The organism is Rhodococcus sp. Leaf247 (assembly GCF_001426185.1).
Lineage (GTDB): Bacteria > Actinomycetota > Actinomycetes > Mycobacteriales > Mycobacteriaceae > Rhodococcoides.
Window position 1 is genome coordinate 875,332 of sequence record NZ_LMRP01000002.1, and the last position, 18,103, is coordinate 893,434.

15 protein-coding genes are annotated in these 18,103 nt (G+C 68.7%); 6 read left to right on the forward strand and 9 right to left on the reverse strand.

The genetic code is table 11. The features are described 5' to 3' along the window. The first annotated feature begins 4 nt into the window (after nucleotides 1-4). Complete coding sequence (locus ASG64_RS13485) at nucleotides 5-919, forward strand: ROK family protein (RefSeq protein ID WP_056074376.1); 915 nt, start codon at nucleotides 5-7, stop codon at nucleotides 917-919. Nucleotides 920-963: 44 nt separating this feature from the next. Here the strand turns inward: ASG64_RS13485 and ASG64_RS13490 are convergent, their stop codons facing one another. The 4 genes from ASG64_RS13490 to ASG64_RS13505 all read right to left on the reverse strand — a co-directional run bounded on the left by ASG64_RS13490 (nucleotide 964) and on the right by ASG64_RS13505 (nucleotide 5,254). Next, nucleotides 964-2,793 carry a phosphoenolpyruvate carboxykinase (GTP) gene (locus tag ASG64_RS13490; protein WP_056074031.1) on the reverse strand — a complete coding sequence of 610 codons (1,830 nt, stop codon included), beginning with the start codon at nucleotides 2,791-2,793 and terminating at the stop codon, nucleotides 964-966. 246 nt (nucleotides 2,794-3,039) lie between these two features. Continuing rightward, complete coding sequence (locus ASG64_RS13495; RefSeq protein WP_056074032.1) at nucleotides 3,040-3,354, reverse strand: DUF6802 family protein; 315 nt, start codon at nucleotides 3,352-3,354, stop codon at nucleotides 3,040-3,042. Next, nucleotides 3,351-4,682, reverse strand: coding sequence for a hypothetical protein (locus tag ASG64_RS21630; RefSeq protein WP_056074033.1), 1,332 nt, complete (start codon nucleotides 4,680-4,682; stop codon nucleotides 3,351-3,353). The genes ASG64_RS13495 and ASG64_RS21630 overlap by 4 nt, the downstream gene beginning before the upstream one ends. Next, nucleotides 4,679-5,254, reverse strand: coding sequence for a hypothetical protein (locus ASG64_RS13505; RefSeq protein ID WP_056074034.1), 576 nt, complete (start codon nucleotides 5,252-5,254; stop codon nucleotides 4,679-4,681). Before ASG64_RS13505 ends, ASG64_RS21630 begins: the two co-directional genes overlap by 4 nt. Nucleotides 5,255-5,350: 96 nt before the next feature. On the opposite strand from ASG64_RS13505, the gene trmB reads away from it, so the two are divergent. From trmB to ASG64_RS13520, 3 genes are read left to right on the forward strand one after another with little or no spacing between them, the layout of a single operon-like run. Then, complete coding sequence (gene trmB, locus ASG64_RS13510; RefSeq protein ID WP_442971150.1) at nucleotides 5,351-6,154, forward strand: tRNA (guanosine(46)-N7)-methyltransferase TrmB; 804 nt, start codon at nucleotides 5,351-5,353, stop codon at nucleotides 6,152-6,154. Nucleotides 6,155-6,185: 31 nt separating this feature from the next. Further along, a complete protein-coding gene (locus ASG64_RS13515; protein WP_042576177.1) occupies nucleotides 6,186-6,878 on the forward strand; it encodes an NYN domain-containing protein in 693 nt (230 codons plus the stop codon). Next, entirely contained in the window at nucleotides 6,879-9,887 is a 3,009-nt protein-coding gene (locus tag ASG64_RS13520) for an MMPL family transporter (protein WP_082518432.1), read from the forward strand. On the opposite strand, the gene ASG64_RS13525 is transcribed toward ASG64_RS13520, so the two are convergent. The 5 genes from ASG64_RS13525 to ASG64_RS13545 form a co-directional block, all read right to left on the reverse strand. After that, the gene (locus ASG64_RS13525; protein WP_162245391.1) at nucleotides 9,853-11,655 is read right to left on the reverse strand and encodes a DUF2339 domain-containing protein; all 1,803 of its coding nucleotides are present in this window, start codon (nucleotides 11,653-11,655) and stop codon (nucleotides 9,853-9,855) included. The two genes, ASG64_RS13520 and ASG64_RS13525, sit on opposite strands and share 35 nt — an antisense overlap. Before the next feature lie 76 nt (nucleotides 11,656-11,731). Continuing rightward, a complete protein-coding gene (locus ASG64_RS13530) occupies nucleotides 11,732-12,331 on the reverse strand; it encodes a DUF1707 SHOCT-like domain-containing protein (RefSeq protein ID WP_042576178.1) in 600 nt (199 codons plus the stop codon). A gap of 27 nt (nucleotides 12,332-12,358) precedes the next feature. Beyond that, a complete protein-coding gene (locus tag ASG64_RS13535; RefSeq protein WP_056074378.1) occupies nucleotides 12,359-12,982 on the reverse strand; it encodes a response regulator in 624 nt (207 codons plus the stop codon). Between the two features lie 5 nt (nucleotides 12,983-12,987). Then, a complete protein-coding gene (gene macS / locus ASG64_RS13540) occupies nucleotides 12,988-14,199 on the reverse strand; it encodes a MacS family sensor histidine kinase (RefSeq protein WP_056074036.1) in 1,212 nt (403 codons plus the stop codon). Continuing rightward, nucleotides 14,168-15,352, reverse strand: coding sequence for an AI-2E family transporter (locus ASG64_RS13545; RefSeq protein WP_042576181.1), 1,185 nt, complete (start codon nucleotides 15,350-15,352; stop codon nucleotides 14,168-14,170). Before ASG64_RS13545 ends, macS begins: the two co-directional genes overlap by 32 nt. Before the next feature lie 108 nt (nucleotides 15,353-15,460). On the opposite strand from ASG64_RS13545, the gene ASG64_RS13550 reads away from it, so the two are divergent. Next, nucleotides 15,461-16,918, forward strand: a complete 1,458-nt coding sequence (locus ASG64_RS13550) for an adenylate/guanylate cyclase domain-containing protein (protein ID WP_042576356.1) — start codon at nucleotides 15,461-15,463, stop codon at nucleotides 16,916-16,918. A 30-nt stretch (nucleotides 16,919-16,948) separates the two neighbouring features. Next, a complete protein-coding gene (locus ASG64_RS13555) occupies nucleotides 16,949-18,079 on the forward strand; it encodes a lysylphosphatidylglycerol synthase transmembrane domain-containing protein (protein ID WP_056074037.1) in 1,131 nt (376 codons plus the stop codon). Nucleotides 18,080-18,103: the final 24 nt, after the last annotated feature.

Below are 18,103 nucleotides of genomic sequence, written 5' to 3' on the forward strand. Positions count from 1 at the left end.
AACGATGACGACCTCGACCAGGCCCGTGCTCGCCCTCGACATCGGGGGGACCAAATTCACCGCCGCCATGGTCGGTCCGGACGGTCGCCCGCAGAACCCCGTCGTGGTGCCGACGCCCACCGAAAACGTCTGGGCCGCATGCGAAGAGCTGCTCCTGCAGGTCGCGACCGCAGCCGGCGTCGAGTTCGACGACATCGAGGCGGTGGGGATCGCGTCGGCGGGTCCGGTGGATGTCGTGGCCGGGACGGTGGGCCCGATCAACATCGCCGAATGGTACGAGGGGTTCGCTCTCGTCGACGCGGTCCGCTCGGTACTACCGAAGGCCACGGTCACGTTGGCACTCGACGGCGCGTGCGCCGCGCTGGCCGAACACCGTTTCGGCGCAGCGCAACACGCGGAGAACCTGCTAGGCATGGTGGTGTCCACCGGCATCGGCGGCGGACTGGTCCTGGGCGGGCGCATCGTGTCCGGTCGGAGCGGGAACGCCGGGCACGTCGGTCACATCGTCGTCCCCGGGTCCATCGAACCGTGCACGTGCGGCGGCGTGGGATGTGTCGAGACGGTCGCGAGCGGACCCAATTCGGTCCGGTGGGCGCGGGAGAACGGGTGGACGGGAACCACCGGTATCGAACTGGCGGCCGCCGCTCGTGACGCCGAGCCGGTGGCAGTGGCAGCGCTCCAGCGCGCGGGCGTGGCCATCGGTCAGGCAGTGGCGTCGGCCGCGGCCCTGCTGGACATCGAGACGGCCGTCATCGGTGGGGGCTTCAGCGCGGCGGGTCCCGCGCTGTGGAACCCCATCCGGGAGACGGTGGCACTGCATGCCCGGCTGGACTTCCTGCGCGGCTTCACCGTGGTGCCGGCCGCACTGGGCGCACTGGGAACTCTGACGGGCGCAGCGGCGCTGGTGACAGACGCCTGACGCCCGCCCCCGGGAATCGGGAGCGGGCGTCAGGTAGGGGGGATCTAGGCGTTCAGGCGCTGCTTGAGGGCCTCGAACTCGTCCTTGATGCCGGTGGGCAGCTTCTCGCCGACGAAGTCGAACCACTCCTCGATCAGCGGGATCTCCTTCTTCCACTCGTCGACGTTCACCGCGAGCGCCTCGGCGACGTCCGCGGCCGCCACGTCGAGTCCCTCGATGTCCAGGGCGTCCGCCGTCGGCACGACGCCGACCGGCGTGTCCACACCGGCAGCCTTGTGCTCGATGCGCTCGACGATCCACTTGAGCACGCGGGAGTTCTCACCGAATCCGGGCCACAGGAAACGCTTGTCGTCGCCGCGGCGGAACCAGTTGACGTAGAACACCTTCGGGAGCTTCGACTCGTCGGCGTTCTTGCCCAGGTCGATCCAGTGCTGGAAGTAGTCGCCCACGTTGTAGCCGAGGAACGGCAGCATCGCCATCGGGTCGCGTCGGATGTCGCCGACGGTGCCCTCGGCCGCGGCCGTCTGCTCGGAACCGACGGTGGCGCCCATGAAGACGCCGTGCTGCCAGTCGCGCGCCTCGGTCACCAGGGGGACCGTGGTCTTGCGTCGACCACCGAAGAGGATGGCCGAGATGGGCACGCCCCGGGGGTCGTCCCACTCCGGTGCCATCGAGGGGCACTGGGACATGGGAACGCAGTACCGCGAGTTGGGGTGTGCGGCCTTGGTGTCGGACTCCGGCGTCCACTCCTTGCCGGTCCAGTCGATCAGGTGCTGGGGGTCGCCCTCGAGGCCTTCCCACCAGACGTCACCGTCGTCCGTCTGCGCGACGTTGGTGAACACCGCGTTGCCCTGGTCGATGGTGCGCATCGCATTGGGGTTGGAGTCCCAGTTGGTGCCGGGTGCGACACCGAAGAAGCCGAATTCCGGGTTGACGGCGTAGAGGCGACCGTCCTTGCCGAAGCGCATCCAGGCGATGTCGTCGCCCACGGTCTCGGCGCGCCACCCCGGAATGGTGGGCTGGATCATCGCGAGGTTGGTCTTGCCGCACGCGGACGGGAAGGCCGCGGCGATGTAGTACGCCTTGTCCTCGGGGGAGATCAGCTTGAGGATCAGCATGTGCTCGGCCAGCCAGCCCTCGTCGTGGGCCATGGCCGACGCGATGCGCAGCGAGTAGCACTTCTTGCCCAGCAGAGCGTTGCCGCCGTAGCCCGAGCCGTAGCTCCAGATCTCACGATCCTCGGGGAAGTGCGAGATGTACTTGGTGTCGTTGCAGGGCCACGGGACGTCCTGCTGGCCCTCGTCGAGCGGTGCGCCCAGCGAGTGCAGAGCCTTGACGAAGAATCCGTCGTCGCCCAGCTTCTCCAGCACTGCGGCACCCATGCGGGTCATCACGCGCATGGAGACCACGACGTACTCGGAGTCGGTGATCTCGACGCCCAGCTTGGGATCGTCCGCATCGAGCGGGCCCATGCAGAACGGGATCACGTACATCGTGCGGCCTCGCATGCACCCGCGGTACAGCTCGCGCATGGTGCTGCGCATCTCGTCCGGAGCCATCCAGTTGTTGGTGGGGCCGGCGTCGATCTCGCGGTGCGAGCAGATGTAGGTGCGCGACTCGACACGCGCCACGTCCGACGGGTCGGAGTTGCCCAGGAACGAGTTCGGCTTCTTGTCCGCGTTCAAGCGGGTGAAGGTGCCGGCGTCGACGAGCTGGTCGGTGAGGCGGCTCCATTCGGCGTCCGAGCCGTCCGCGAAGACGATGCTGTCGGGCTGAGTCAGCTCCGCTACCTCGCGTACCCAGGCCAGCAAGCCGGCGTGCGTGGTGGGGGGCGTGCCGTCGGTTCCGTTGAGACCCGGAATGGTCGCGGTCATCTTGTCTCCTGGGGGTGCTGCAGGAACCGATCCGTCCGATGCCTGTGGACGAGTCATGTGTTCCAGTGGGCGGGCTCCTCCCGTGACCAGCGATCGACGGATCGCAGGGCCTCGAGTGTCCTGGACCTAGAGGTTAACGCCGTGATCTTCGGCCGGGGCACTCGGGGCATGTCCGGTCTGTCACAAAACCGATTCAGTGACCTGGCCGTAAAGCGCACTATGTCAGGACATTTGGAGTCACGTCGGTCACAACGAGCCGCGTTCCGTCGCCCGCCACGACTCGTCCGCGGGGTCCTCCGAGTCGGACGTGAGCACCCACGCGACATAGTCGCCGTCCGCATCGATCTCGGTCACACGGTCGAGGTGACCGTCCGCGTCCACGTCGGACCAGACCACCGTTCCGGCCCCGCCACCTCCGTGCGTCACGACGGTGTCGAAGATGCCGTCGCCGTCGGTGTCGATGTCCGGAAGGAACATGTCCTCGGACCCGAGCGGTCCGCAGTCGGCCACCCCTGCATCGAACGTCCCCGACCACTCGACCACGCGGCCCCCTTCCGTCATCCGTTCTCGTGCTTCGACGCACGCGGTCGGTCGTCGGTTCCCCGTTCCAGGATCTCGAGGTCTCGCTGATACGCGGCCGCACGGGACGCGGCACGCGACGACACGTCACGGATCTCGGCGTCGACGTCCGCGAGCGCCGCATCGCGTCGTGCGGCGCGGTCCCGAGCGCGGGACACCGCGAGGTCGGCAGCCGACGCGTCGGCGGCGAGGATCCGGGATGCGACGTCCCGTTCCCACGTGGCGGCAGCATCGGCGACCACCTCGATCGCCCACCGGCGGTGCCGAGCGCGAGACGACGCCGTCGCTCGCGTACCGACGACCGCGGTGGCCATGGACACCGCGCCGAGGACGGCGATCACCGACGCAGGCAGCCCTCCCACCGACATCGCCCACGCCCCCGCTCGCCCCACACCGGCACCGGCCGACGCGCCGACGATGCCCGCCAGCACGTCCTCCGACGTCCACCGGCCTCCCGGTGGCGCCGGCTGATCGGTGGACGAGCCGCTCGCCGTGGTGTCCGTCGTGACCGCACCCCGCCTACCGAACGCAGCGTCGACCTCGGCGGTCAGCCGCGCGGACGCGGCATCGATCTCCTCCATGACACGAGCCGGGATCTGTCGAAGGTCGGCGCAGCGAGCGGACGCTACCGCCTCCGACACGCGGGCTGCAGTCTCTCGACGATGCACTCCCACCCGGTGAGCCAGCTCGATGCGCAGCTCCCCGCTCGACGTCCGTCCGTCACCGGTGCCGGCGTCGACGAGGACGCGGCGGCGGCGTTCGCGCAGCACTGCAATCTCGGCGGCACCGGTGTCGGCTCGCGCCGTGGCCGCCAGTGCCGACCGAGCCGACGCGACGGCGTCGGCACGCAGCAGTCGGTCGACCTCGGCGTCGTCGATGCGTCCGACCGCTCGCTCCACCGTCTCGACGAGCGCGGACGGTCCGTCCACCGACGGCACGACGACAGGTGCGGACGCGCACCGCGGCGCCAGGGCGGCGACGGCGGACCGTATCCGTGCGGCCTGCTCGTGGTCGGCCGCCGGCACCAGGACGACGATCGGCAGATCCAGCGGGACAGCTCGCACCGACTCGATCAGGGCCCGGCCCGCCGGCAGATCCGTATCGAGCAGAACGATCACGGCTGCCGCAGACGTCACCGGGACGATCGCCCAGCCCGCACCTTCTACTGCACGCCGGACGTCCCGCTCGCTCATCCCCGGGGCGGACAGCACTGCGACGACACCGGATCGGGCGCGCGGCCGGGACAGTCTGTCCAGAGCGTCGGGACTCCACCTGCCGATCACTCGCTGCATGTCCGCCGGCAGCGTCACGATCCGTTCCGCAGCGTGGACGCAGCAGCGGAGCGGAGAAACGTCTCCACGGCCGGACGCGTGTCCGGACGCGCCGCCGCGACACGTTCGAGGTCGCGGAGCAGTGTCGTGTCCCGACGACGGCGCGCCCGCTCCCGCGCGTCGACACACCAGTGCCGCACGGCGGTGACGTCGTCGGCGGGCACCACGGGGACGTCGACACTCAGTGAGGCCACGTAGGCACGCGGGTCGGTCTCGAGGTCCAGCCGTCCCGCCACGACGAGAGTGTCGAGCCCCGCGCGTGACGACAGAGCCCGACGGTCGGCCGGGGTGACGGTCCTCGCGACGACATGTACGAGAACGTCCTGGTCGAGGACCGGGTCGGCCGCCCCTGGTGTATCGACGCCGCGCACCTCCTGCACACCGTCGAGCTGCTCCACCAGCGCGGACTTTCCGACTCCCGCGCGACCGGACACCCCCGCCGTTACCGGTGATCCCCACGTGGCGACGACGCGCCGGAGTTCCTCGTCGTCGCACTGTCTCGTCAGCTGTTCCACAGCGCTCGCGAGCGCGTCCGTACTGGTCCCCGGCATCCTTCGTCCCCCGATTCGGCGATGCGATCGTGCGATTCTCCCATGCACGTCGGGTGTCCCGATGATCCCGAGTCTCGACCTGAAGTCGAGACCCTGCTGTCCCAGAACGAGTCCATGGGAGACAATGGACCAATGACCGACCCTGACGCCGTGGACACAGTGCCCGGTCGAGGCCTGTACGACGGCGCCGCCGAGGGTGGTTCGAGGCTCTATCCGCGAGTCACGAGTTTCCGATCGCGCCGTGGTGCGCTCACCGAGCCCCAGCAGGCGTCGTGGGATCGCATGTGGCCCGTCATCGGCCGTGACGTGGCCGACGAGCCGCTCGATCCACAGTCCTGGTTCGGTCGATCCGCACCGGTGGTTCTCGAGATCGGGTCCGGCACCGGCACCGCCGCGCTGGCTATGGCCTCGCGCGAACCGCAGGTCGATCTGATCGCCGTGGAGGTCTACCGGCCCGGCATCGCGCAGACCGTCCAGGGCATCGAGCGGGACGGACTCACCAACCTCCGCATCCTGCGCGGCGACGCCGCCGACGTGCTGGAGAACATGGTCTCCCCCGCCTCGGTCGCGGGGATCCGCGTGTTCTTCCCGGATCCGTGGCCGAAGGCTCGCCACCACAAGCGCCGCTTCCTCAAGGCGGAGACGTTCGCGCTGATGGCGGACCGTCTCGAGCCCGGCGGAATCCTGCACGTCGCCACCGATCACGCGGACTACGCCGAGTGGATAGAAGAGGTCGGCGACGCCGAGCCCGCTCTGACGCGGCTGCCCTTCGATGCCGAACGACGTACCGTCGAGGGGTCCTCCCTGTCCGTGGACCGTCCGGTGACGAAGTTCGAAGGTAAGGCACAGCAGGTCGGACGTCCGACGAACGAATTCGTCTGGATCAGGCCGGGCCGATGAGCACGCGACGAGGAAGCGAGAACACACTCCGATGAGCGTGGACGACCAGAGCCCCACGGGCGCCGTGCTCGACGTGTCCGGTGATTCTCGCCATACCAAGCGCGTTCTGCTGGTGTGGGACGCACCCAACCTCGACATGGGACTCGGCGCCATTCTCGGCGGCCGACCCACCGCCGCGTACCGGCCACGCTTCGATGCGCTGGGCCGATGGCTCCTCGGCCGTACCGCGCAGCTCTCCGTGCACCAGACCGCGACCCTCGAACCCGAGGCGACGGTGTTCACCAATATCGCCCAGGGCAGCGCCGACGTCGTTCGGCCGTGGGTGGAGGCGTTGCGTAACGTAGGTTTCGCGGTCTTCGCGAAGCCGAAGATCGACGAGGACAGCGACGTCGATTCCGACATGCTCGATCACATCGAGCTCCGCGCGGCCGATCACGGTCTGGCCGGAGTCGTGGTGGCGTCGGCGGACGGGCAGGCCTTCCGTATCCCTCTCGAGGCGATAGCGGCGACGGGTGTGCCGGTCCAGGTGATCGGGTTCCGGGAGCACGCCAGCTGGGCCGTGTCGTCCGAGACGCTCGAATTCGTCGATCTCGAGGACATCCCCGGGGTGTTCCGCGAGCCGCTGCCTCGTGTCAGCCTCGAGTCCCTGCCCGACGAGGGCGCGTGGCTGCAGCCGTTCCGTCCGCTGTCCGCCCTGCTCGTCGGGCGTCAAGGAGTGTCCTGAGTGTTTGCTCGTTGGGGTGATCTGGTCCACCGATCGCGGTACACCGTGATCGGTGTGATGGTCGCGTTCCTGTTGGGCCTCGCCGCGTACGGCCTCACGCTGAACGACCATCTCAGTCAGAGCGGCTGGGACGATCCGAATTCGGAGTCCGTGCACGCCGCGGTCACCGCCGACGGCACGTTCGGCCGGGACAGCACCGGCGACGTCGTCGCCCTCTACACGGCTCCTGCGGGCTCGACGGTCGACGATCCGACGTTCCAGCAGACGGTCACCGCAGGTCAGGACGCCATGATGGCGGCCCACGCCGACAAGATCTCCAAGATCAACATCAACTACTTCCAGCAGAAACTTCCGGCACTCGCCTCGCCGGACAAGACCAAAGCCATCGCGACCTTCGCCATCGCGGGAGCGAACGACACCGAACTGACCAACAACTTCCGTGACGTGAAGGACGCGTTCGCGATCGACGGTGTCGACGTGCAGCTCGCGGGGCTCCAGCCCATCGCCAACGCACTGAACGACACCATGGCCGGCGACATCCACCGCATGGAGATCCTGGCGATTCCCGTCGTCGGCGTGCTGCTGTTCTTCGTGTTCGGCGGCGTCGTGGCGGCTGCGTTGCCGCTGATCATCGGCGGTCTCACCGTCGTCGCGGCCAACGGCATGGTGCGACTGTTCACCAACTTCGTCGAGGTCAACAGCTTCGTCGCACCCGTGGTCTCTCTGATCGGGCTGGGCCTGGCCATCGACTACGCCCTGTTCATCGTCAGCCGGTTCCGCGAAGAGCTGGCCGACGGCCGCACGACCCCGCAGGCCGTGCAGCGCTCCGTCATGACCGCGGGCCGGACGGTCGTCTTCTCGGCGACGATGATCGTCGCGAGTCTGGGCGGCCTGCTGCTCTTCCCTCAGGGATTCCTGAAATCCGTCGCCTTCGGTGCCATCGCCACCGTCGCGTTGGCGGCCCTGACCGCCATCACCATTCTCCCGGCCATCCTGTCGATCCTCGGCCCGCGCATCGACGCTCTCGGCCTCAAGAGCATGCGCAAGACCAAGACGACCGAGGAGATCGAGTCCGGTCCCTGGGGCAAGCTCACCCGGTGGGTCATGCGCAACCCGCTGAAGGTCTGCGTTCCCATCGTCCTGGGCCTGCTGATCCTGACGCTGCCCGTCGGTGCCATCAAGTTCGGCGGCATCAACGAGACGTACCTTCCGCCGGACAACGGCACCCGCGAGGCGCAGAACGAGTTCGACGCCAACTTCCCGTCGTACCGCACCGAGCCCCTCAAGATCGTGCTCGAGAATGCCGCCGGTCCGCAGCTCGGCTCGATCCTGCGCGAGGCGTCCAACGCTCCCGGCCTGGTCGAGAAGTTCTCCATCGAGCGCAACGAGAACGGCGTGGCCGTCCTCAAGGCCGGGCTGGTCGACCGCAACGTCTCCAACCCCGCGATCGACTACATCCGCTCCATCGACGTTCCCGACGGCGTGACCATGTCGGTGGGCGGCACCCCGGCCATCGAGCAGGACTCGATCGCCGCACTGGTCGACCGACTACCGCTGATGGCGGGGCTCGTGGTCTTGGTGACGACCCTGCTGATGTTCCTCACCTTCGGCTCGCTGGTCCTGCCGCTCAAGGCCATCCTCATGACGACGCTGGGGCTCGGCGCCACGCTGGGCATCCTGACGTTCATCTTCGTGGACGGAAACGGTGCGGGGCTGCTGAACTTCACGCCGGGCCCGATCATGGCACCCGTCCTCGTGTTGATCATCGCGATCATCTTCGGATTGTCGACGGACTACGAGGTCTTCCTGCTCTCCCGCATGGTCGAGGCCCGAGCACGCGGCGCCAGTACGTCCGAAGCCATCCGCGTCGGTACCTCGCACACGGGTCGCATCATCACCGCCGCCGCGCTGATCCTGATCGTCGTCACCGGCGCCTTCGCGTTCTCCGAGCTGGTGATGATGAAGTACATCGCCTACGGCATGATCGCCGCCCTGATCATCGACGCGACGCTGATCCGCATGTTCCTCGTGCCGGCAACGATGAAGTTGCTCGGTGACGACTGCTGGTGGGCACCGCAGTGGATGAAGCGCATCCAGCAGAAGCTCGGACTCGGCGAGCCCGTGCTCGACGAGGAGCTCATGCCTGCCGACGTTCCGGAGCTCGTCGCGATCGGGTCCGCGCCGCTGCCTGCCCGCACCCGTGAGCCGCTCACCCAGCCCATTCCGCGGGTCCTGCAGAACGGTCCGTCCGCGGCCCGCCCGCCGTCGGAGCGACCACGCCCGTCGAAGTTCGCCCCTGCGCCTGCCGCGCGCGTGCAGAAGCCCGCCGAAGAACAGGTCGCCGAGCCCACGACAGCCATCCCCACTCCCGAACCGACTCGTGCGGCCACCCCGGTGGAGGAACCGCGCATCGTCTCGCGCCCGGAGGAAGCTCGTCCGACGCCGCCTCGGACTGCACCGGAGGAGGCCCCGGCGTCGCCTCGGCCCGGCGTCCCCGCTCCGCGACCCATCGAGTCCTGGCTCGCAGAGCTTCGCTCGCCCTCCGCGACCCAGCGTCCCGACACCTCGCCCGCTCCGGCAGAGGCGTCTTACCGCTACGGGTCCACCAACGGCGACGGCATCGACACCGGACGCTCACGAAACGGCAACGGCCGCAACGGCTCCACAACCAACGGTTCCGCGACCAACGGCTCCGGAACCAACGGGCACGGAACCAACGGTCATGGATCCAACGGTCATGGCTCGAACGGCAACGGTGTGCACACCAGCGCCGAGGTCGACTCGTGGATCGCCGGACTGCGGATGCCGGAGCAGGAGTCTCCCGAACCCGAACAGCCGGTGGACGAGCACATCGACATCGATCCGCGTTCCGACGACGACGAGACACCGCCGGCAGCCTCTACGGGCCGCCGACGGGCTCGGGAATCGGACGAGTCGGGTGGTCGCCACCACGGTCAGTCCGGCGCGATCAGCGTCAGCGAGCTGCTGGCTCGCCAGCGCCATCAGTGACGTCCGTGCCGGCTCGATCGGCGAAGGCTCGCGCGTAGCGAGTGCCGATGCCCAGCAGCAACATTCCCACGACAAGGAATGCTGCGGCGCGGGGTAGTCCGCCGAGCGCGCCGAGGTCGAAGAGGAACAGTTTCGCGACGGCAGCGGCGACCACCGCAAGTCCGATGACGAGGAGCGTGTGGCCGTCGCGGCGGTCGGCCAGACCGCGGACGAGGGCGACGACGGCCATGATCATCCACGAGATGGTGGCGATGCCATGTCCGACGAAGAACCCTGTGTCGGAGCCGATCTCGACACCGGCGACAACGGAGGTCGCCGTGATGGCGTAGAGACCCGCGATGCCGAACGACGACGCGGACACGGTTCGGGCGGTCGCGTCGTCGAGAGTCCGCACCGACGCCCACACTCCGGCGACAGCCATCGCGAGTGCGGCGACGGAGCCCGGGATCGACGCCCATCCGCTCGCCGCGGCGGTGCCGGGGTAGGTGAGGGCATCGACGGAAGTGACCTGCGTATGAGCGACCAGCCCGGCGAGCGCGACGAATGCTCCGACACCGGCAGTGACGCGCGATCGCGTCCAGCCGCCGGTGACGAGGGCTGCGACTGCGACCGTCAGCAGCGTCACGGCGTGGATCGACCGCGGTGTCCCGACGAGAACTGCCGAGATACCGGCGACCGCACCCGTCACCGCGAACACGAACCGGACCGGCGACGCGAGGCCGCGCGTGGTGGCAGTGACGGCGAGGAGAACCATTGCGACTGCAGCGCAGGTGATTCCGGCCACGGGTCGCGAGAACAGGGTCGCGGTGGCCAGCGTGGATCCTGCAGTCGCGACGACGGCCGCGACAGACACCGGATCGACGGGACGTCGGGTCAGCGTCGAGTACCAGGCGGCGACGGCCGCTGCGAAGGACACGGCGGCGACGACGAGCAGAGGCGCGAGTTCGGAGCCCCTCGCCCCGCCGATGCTCGCCGTCAGCACCGCCAGCAGGATCGCCCCGACGACCGGTACGGTGCGGGCGACCCGCAGCCAGACCCAGTCGAGGCGGGAATCGACGGGTGATGCGGCGATCTGCAGGATAACCAGGAATGCGAGGAGCGCGGACGTGATCCCCGCCGTGGCGACAGGTGCGAGGACGGCGACCCCGACGAGGACCATGACGGCCAGTGGCTGCGACGACCACCGGGTGGCGACACCGATGCCGAGGGATGCCACCGCCAGTCCGGTCACGAGGCCGACGACGGGGTGCACCCATCCGTAGAGCGCTGTGACCGCGGCGATGTCCAGGTAGAGGCCGGCGAAGCCGGTGGCCGCGAGCGCGACGGCACCGACGGTCCCGCCGGGCCGTGCGACGACGCGATGCGCGGCGGCGATCAAGACGGCGGACAGCGTTGCTCCCGCAGCGACGCGAGCTCCGGGGCCGAACCAGCCCGACTGCGCGGCGAGGACGACCAGCATGACGACGCCGATCACGGTGACGCCTGCTCCGGCCGCGGCCAGGAGCCGGCTCACGACGCCGTCGCGCTGCCACCACGGGACGGTGGGCGGGGGCTGGAACCGGGGCTGGGCCTGGGCCTGGGGCTGCGGGCGCATGGGTGCAGGCGCCGGTCTGTGCACGACGGGCTGGGGCGCGGGTGCCTGCACGGTGGCCAGTTGCTGCGCGAGGATGCCCAGGTCGTGGCCGACGCGGCCGAGGTGTTGCTGGAGGGCGGCGACCTCGCCGGTCAGGACGTGCACGAGGCGCGGATCGATCGAAGGTGTGGTCATACGTCGATCGTGGTCGGCCACGGAGGCGCCGACCATGCGTAGTTCTACTCGGATACGCCGAGAAGTACGCAGTACGTCAGCCGAACATCTTCTTGATCGCTGTGCCGAACGGATGCTTCGCCGTCACGGAACCGAATCGCACGCGACCACGAACGGTGACGTGCAGGCCGCCGTCGACAGGACGGCTCTTGACCCGGTTGTTCGCGCTGCCGCCGACGGTGTCGACACCGTCGAGGTCGACGGACGCGCCTTCGGGCACGACGACGGTGATGGTGCTGCAGTAATCGTCGACGTCGATGGCGACGTGGCGGGAGGACAGCACCGCCGAGGTGAAGTCGAGCGTGACGGTGGCCATCTTGGATGCCACCCTGATCTCCGACGGTGCATTCCAGGTACCCGAGCGGGTCACCGTCGACATCGTCGCCCGGATGTCGACGGGCGGCGCCGACGGATGCTGCGGCGCGACGGGTGCGGCCGACGGGTGTTCGGCGTTCGACATCCCGGGCAGGTCGATCAGCACAGCGTTCAGCTCGCCCCGCGTCTTGGCGGCCAGGACGGTGTCCATCCGCTCGGTGAACTCCCCGAGGGACAGCATCCCCTGACCGACCGCACGCTGAAGCAATCCGCCGACGTGCTCGCGCTCGGCATCACTGACGCGGAGGTCCTTCGGATCCATGCTGTCAGTGTAGAGGCGGGTGCCCGGTCAGAGGCCTCGCTCGATGGCCCATCGCGTCAGTTCCACGCGGTTGACGAGGTGCAGTTTCCGCAGCGTCGCCTGTACGTGATTCTCGACGGTCCGGTGACTCAGCGTCAGCTTGGCGCCGATCTGCTTCGCGCTCAACCCTTTCGCCACCATCCGCAGGATCTCGGTCTCCCGGTCGGTCAGCGCCGGAGGCGTCTCGTCCTCGGGCGGCGCCGACGCCATCCGTCGGTACTCCCCCAACACCAGTCCTGCGAGCCCCGGTGTGAACACGGCGTCACCTCGTGCCGTCGCCGTCACCGCAGCCACCAGATCCTCGATCGACGCACTCTTGACCAGGTATCCCGTCGCTCCCGCCTTGACCGCCTCGAGGACGTCGTCGCGTTCGGCGGACGCCGAGAGCACCAGTACCCGACTGGCCGGGGACACCGCGAGCACCGAGGCCGTCCCCACCGCGCCGTTGTCGTCTCCGAGGTCCATGTCCATCAGAACCACCTGCGGGACAGTCGCCTTCGCGCGAACGGTGGCGGATTCGACGCCGTCCGCGGTGGCCACGACCCGGAACCCGCGAGCCTCCAGATCACGAGCCACGGCGTCCCGCCACATCGGATGGTCGTCGACGACCATCACCGTCAGGTCCCCTTCATTCCGGCCGGCCTCCGGCCTTCCCCGTTCACCCCGGCCGGCCTCCGGCCTTCCCGCAGCACCGTCAGTTCCCATTCCGTTCCCTCTCCGGGCGCACTGTCCACCCTCGCTCGTCCACCGAGTGCGTCCATCCGGCCGATGATGGAGCCGGACACACCCATTCGGCCTTCCGCGCGTGCGGCGTCGAGCCGACCGGGTTCGATTCCCGGCCCGGCGTCGCGCACGGTCACCACGACACTGTCACCCAGATCTTCCACCAGGACGAAGATGTCGACGTCGGGTCCGCCGTGCCGGTGCGCGTTGTCCACGGCGGCCAGCACCGCGGCGGTGACCTCCGATGCGACCGCGGACGGCAGCAGCACGGCACCCGACGGAGCCGACACCGTCACCGCCGGCCCCACGGACTGCCGTACGGCGACGCTGAGATCGGACGTGCCGTCCGTCCTGGACTGCGTCGAACCGGACAGCAGCGCTCGCAGCGCGGACTCCTGCCGTCCCGCGAGGGTGGCCAGTTCGGCTGTCTCACCGCCGATCTCGGCGCCGCGTCGACTCACCATGGCCAGCACCTGCAGGACACCGTCGTGAACTTCTCGTGCCAGCCGCTCGCGTTCCGCGGTGGCGGCGGCCAACGCCACGGCCTCGTCGAGGCGTGTCCTCGCCACACGCGCCGTCCGCGCGGCGAGCCCGAGGGCGAGTCCGACGGACAGCAGAACGGGTCCGGTCGAATCCCTCCACAGATCCGCGTCGACGTTCCCCCGCACCGCGGCGATCGCGACGGTCATGGTCACGGCGGACAGCAGACCGATCCGCGGGCCTCCGAGGATGGCGGCAGCGATGACGGCATTGGACACCCAGATCGTCGTCGGCAGCACCTGATGATCGGAGCGCCAGCGCGGACCGGCGACGAGGATCGTCGACACGACGAGCCCCAGAGTGACCACCTGATCCGCCGCGACGAACCACCGTCGTTCGAACCACGGACTCACCGACGGCTCGAGCGTCGCCACGACCGCCACGCCGGACCAGACGACGGTGAGCAGCACGAGGAACCAGCTCAGCCGGAAGGAGTCGTACTCCTGCCCGACGACGACCTGGAATCCGACCGCGTAGACGACGGTGACCAGCCGGAATGCCGCTGCGGCGCGCCACAGCGGTCCATCGGCCGCGTCACTTCCCGTCCGCGGGCCCGTCGACCTCACCGTGCCCGAGTTGCTTGTTCTCCGGATGCGGACTGTCCGGGGCCGCCGGGTACATACCGTCGGACGGATCGCCGACGGCGATCTCCTCGTAGGCCTCTTCCGGATCGTCGGCGAGCAGCGACCGGATCGCGGTGTTGGCCATCGCGACGAGGGGGACGGACAGGAGTCCGCCGATGATGCCGGCGAGCAGGATGCCGGTCGCGATGGCCAGCACTACCGCCAGCGGGTGGACTCGTACTGCACGTCCCAGGAGCAGGGGCTGCAGGACGTGGCCCTCGAGCTGCATCACGGCGACGACGATCGCGAGAGCGATGAGGGCGGTGATCAGCCCCTTCGTGACCAGGGCGACGATGACGGCCACGAAACCTGTCAGCACCGCGCCCACGATGGGGATGAAGGCTCCGATGAAGACCAGCGACGCCAGGGGAAGCGCCAGCGGCACTCCGAGAACGGCCAAGCCGGCACCGATACCGATGGCGTCGACCGCAGCGACGGCGACCGTCGCCCGCACGTATCCGACCAGGGAGCCGAACGCCTGACTGCCCGCCAGTCGTACCCGGCGGCGGGCCGGCGTCGGGAAGATCCGGCTGACGAACTCCCAGATCTGCTGTCCTCCGTAGAGGAAGAAGATAAGAGTGAACAGCAGCAGCAGCGCACCGGTGAGGATCTCGCCGATGACCGCGGCCGTGGTGAGCGCCCCGCTGGTGATGGCTTCCTGGTTCGACTGGATCGACGTGACGACGGAGTCGCCGGCGCTGCGGATCTGGTCCTCGCTGAAGTGCAGGGGACCTCGGGTCAGCCAGTCCTGGATCTGGGTGATGCTGTCGGTGAACTGGTCGGTGAGGGCCGGGAGACCGACGATGAACTGCTCGACGACGAACGTCAGGATGCCCACGACGAGGCCGAGGCTGCCCAGGATGGCGACGACGACCGCGAGTACACGCGGCACTCCGCGGCGCTGCATCCAGTCGACCAGCGGCGAGAGCAGGCCCGACGCCAGCAGAGCGAGCGCCACGGGGACCAGCACGCTGTCCAGACGCTCGACGATCTTGCCGACGGCGATCAGCCCGGCGAACAACACCAGCAGCCGCCACGTCCAGGCCGCGCCCACGCGAACGACGGGATGGACCGAGTCGGACGGGTCGCCTGTCACCGCGTGAGCCTAGCCGAGAGACGGTCCGGCCTCACCCGGTAAGTTCATCTCGTGCTGACGCTTCTTCGTGCGGTCTCGTTGACCCTGAGAAGTCGCTGGCCTCTGTATCTGGCGTCCATGTTGCTGGCCAATCTGCTCGGCGCGATCCTGGTGTTCGCCTTCGTCCGCTACGGACTTCCCATTCCGGAGAATCAGTCGATCGTCGTGGATCGGGTGCGCAACGGCGTGATCTTCGGGGCGTACCTCGTCTTCGCGGGCATCGTCAGCCTCGCCACGGCGGCATTCATGTTGCGCAGCGTCGTGCGGTGGCAGTTGCGCGGTGGGCCTCCGAGCCGATCCGAGCAGATGGCGGCACTTCACGCGCCTCTGCGTCAGGCGATCGTCCATCTCGTCCTGTGGATCATCGGCGGCATCATCTTCATGCTGCTGACCGCGGCCGAGATGCCCTCCCTGGCGGTGGCCGTGGCCGTGACGGTCGCGATGTCGGCCGCCATCACGTTCGGATTCACGTACATGCTCGGCGAGCGCATCCTGCGGCCGGTCGCCGCGCAGGCGCTCAGCGAGGGACGCTTCGACCGGACGATGACTCCCGGCGTCGGCACTCGGATGGCGATGACCTGGGGACTCGGCACTCTGATCCCCGTCGTCGGCATCCTGCTGCTGTGTGCGACCCAGCTGACGACCGACCTGGTCTTCTCGCCCGACTCGCTGGCCATTGCGATCAGCCTGCTGTGTCTGCTGGCGATCGTCCAGGCGTTCTGCCTGTCGATGCTCACCGCCAGCCAGATCTCCGACCCGATCCGTCAGCTGCGCCGCGCCATCGAGAAGGTGCAGGAAGGTCACACCGAGGTCCAGGTCGAGGTATTCGACGGCAGCGAGATCGGACGGCTGCAGGTCGGGTTCAACCGCATGATGGCCGACGCGTCGGAAAGGGCCGTGCTGCGCGAGCTCTTCGGCCAGCACGTCGGCGAGGACGTGGCGCGCCGCGCCCTGCAGTTCGGGACCGAACTGGGCGGCGAGACCAGGTTCGTCGCCGTCCTGTTCGTCGACATGGTCGGGTCCACCGCAGCCGCGTCCGAGCGTCCTCCCGGTGAGGTCGTGGAGCTGCTGAACGACTTCTTCCGCGTGGTCGTCGACATCGTCGACCGCCACCACGGATTCGTGAACAAGTTCGTCGGCGATGCGGCCCTCGCCATCTTCGGCGCGCCGCTCGATCGCCCGGACGCGCCGACGGCTGCGTTGTCCGCCGCCCGTGAGCTGCGGAGAGAGCTGAGCACGATCGTCGGACTGGACATCGGCATCGGCGTGTCGGCGGGACTCGCCGTTGCCGGCAACATCGGCGCCAAGGAACGCTTCGAGTACACCGTGATCGGCGATCCGGTGAACGAGGCGTCCCGGCTGACCGAGCTGGCGAAGTTCACGCCCAGCCGAGTCCTGGCGTCGACGTCCGCCCTCTACTTCGCGGACGAGGACGAGCAGTCGGAGTGGGAGCTGGGTGAGAAAGTGCAGCTACGCGGACGTCGACGGGCGACTCACCTGGCCTCGCCCGTCGACTACCCGCAGTAGTTCACCGCACGGTTCGTTACGCTCGCTCTCGTGGTAGATCCGGAGCAGGGCCGATCCGCAGGGTCGCCCCGCGCCGGTGGCACGTGGCGATGGCTGCGCTGGGTCGGTGCGATCGCCCTGATCGGCCTGCTCGTCGGCGAGGGTGTCTACCTCTGGCCTCGGCTCCACGAATCGTGGCGGGCCCTGACCGAGATCCACTGGGGATTCGCCGCCGCATGCGTCGTCACGCAGGCGGTCTCGCTCTCGGCCTTCGCCCGCGTGCAGAAGCAACTCCTGCACGCCGGCGGTGTCCGCATCACGCAACGACGATCGCTCTCGGTCATCTACGGCAGTACCGCCATGGCTCTGACGCTTCCCGCCGGCCAGGTCTTCTCGACGGCATTCACCTACCGCGAGACACGCCGCTGGGGGGCCAGCCCGGTGGTCGCGTCGTGGCAGCTGGCCATCTCGGGCGTGATCGCCGCCCTGGGTCTGGCCGTCCTGGGTGTGACCGGCGCGTTCCTGGTCGGAGGCAGCGCCGACCCGATCGCCCTGGTCGTCCCCGTCGTCGGTGTCGTGGCGATCGTGCTGGCCGTCCGCTACATCCGCTCGCACCCGCAGGCGATCATCGCCGTCGGTCGATGGGGGCTCTCGAAGTACAACTCGCTGCGCAACAACGATCCCGACACCGGAATGGTGCGACTCGACGAGATCGTCGAGCAGGTCAGATCGGTACGCCTCGGACCGCGGGACGCCTCGCTCGCACTCGGCTTCTCCGCCGTCCACCGGTTGGCCGACGTCGCGTGTCTCGGTTTCGCCTGTTACGCCATCGGTGCGGATCCCAAGATCTACGGGCTCCTGATCGCGTTCTCGGCGAGCAAGACCGTCGGCTCGATTCCCGGCGCTCCCGGTGGTCTGGTCATCGTCGACGCCACCTTGATCGCGACGCTGACCACCGCGGCGAGCATCAGTGCGTCGCAGGCAGTGGCGTCGGCGTTGGTCTACCGGCTGGTCAGCTTCATTCTCGTGGCGCTCGTCGGATGGATCGTCTTCCTGGTGATCTTCCGCAAGCACCAGCACGAGGATCTCCACTTCGACCTCGAGGTCGAGCAGCGCGAGATGACCGAGTTGCGCACGCAGCAGCGACCGACGCCGGGAGATACCTCGACCACTCGGGAATAGATGCGGACCGTGGTCCGGTTGTGT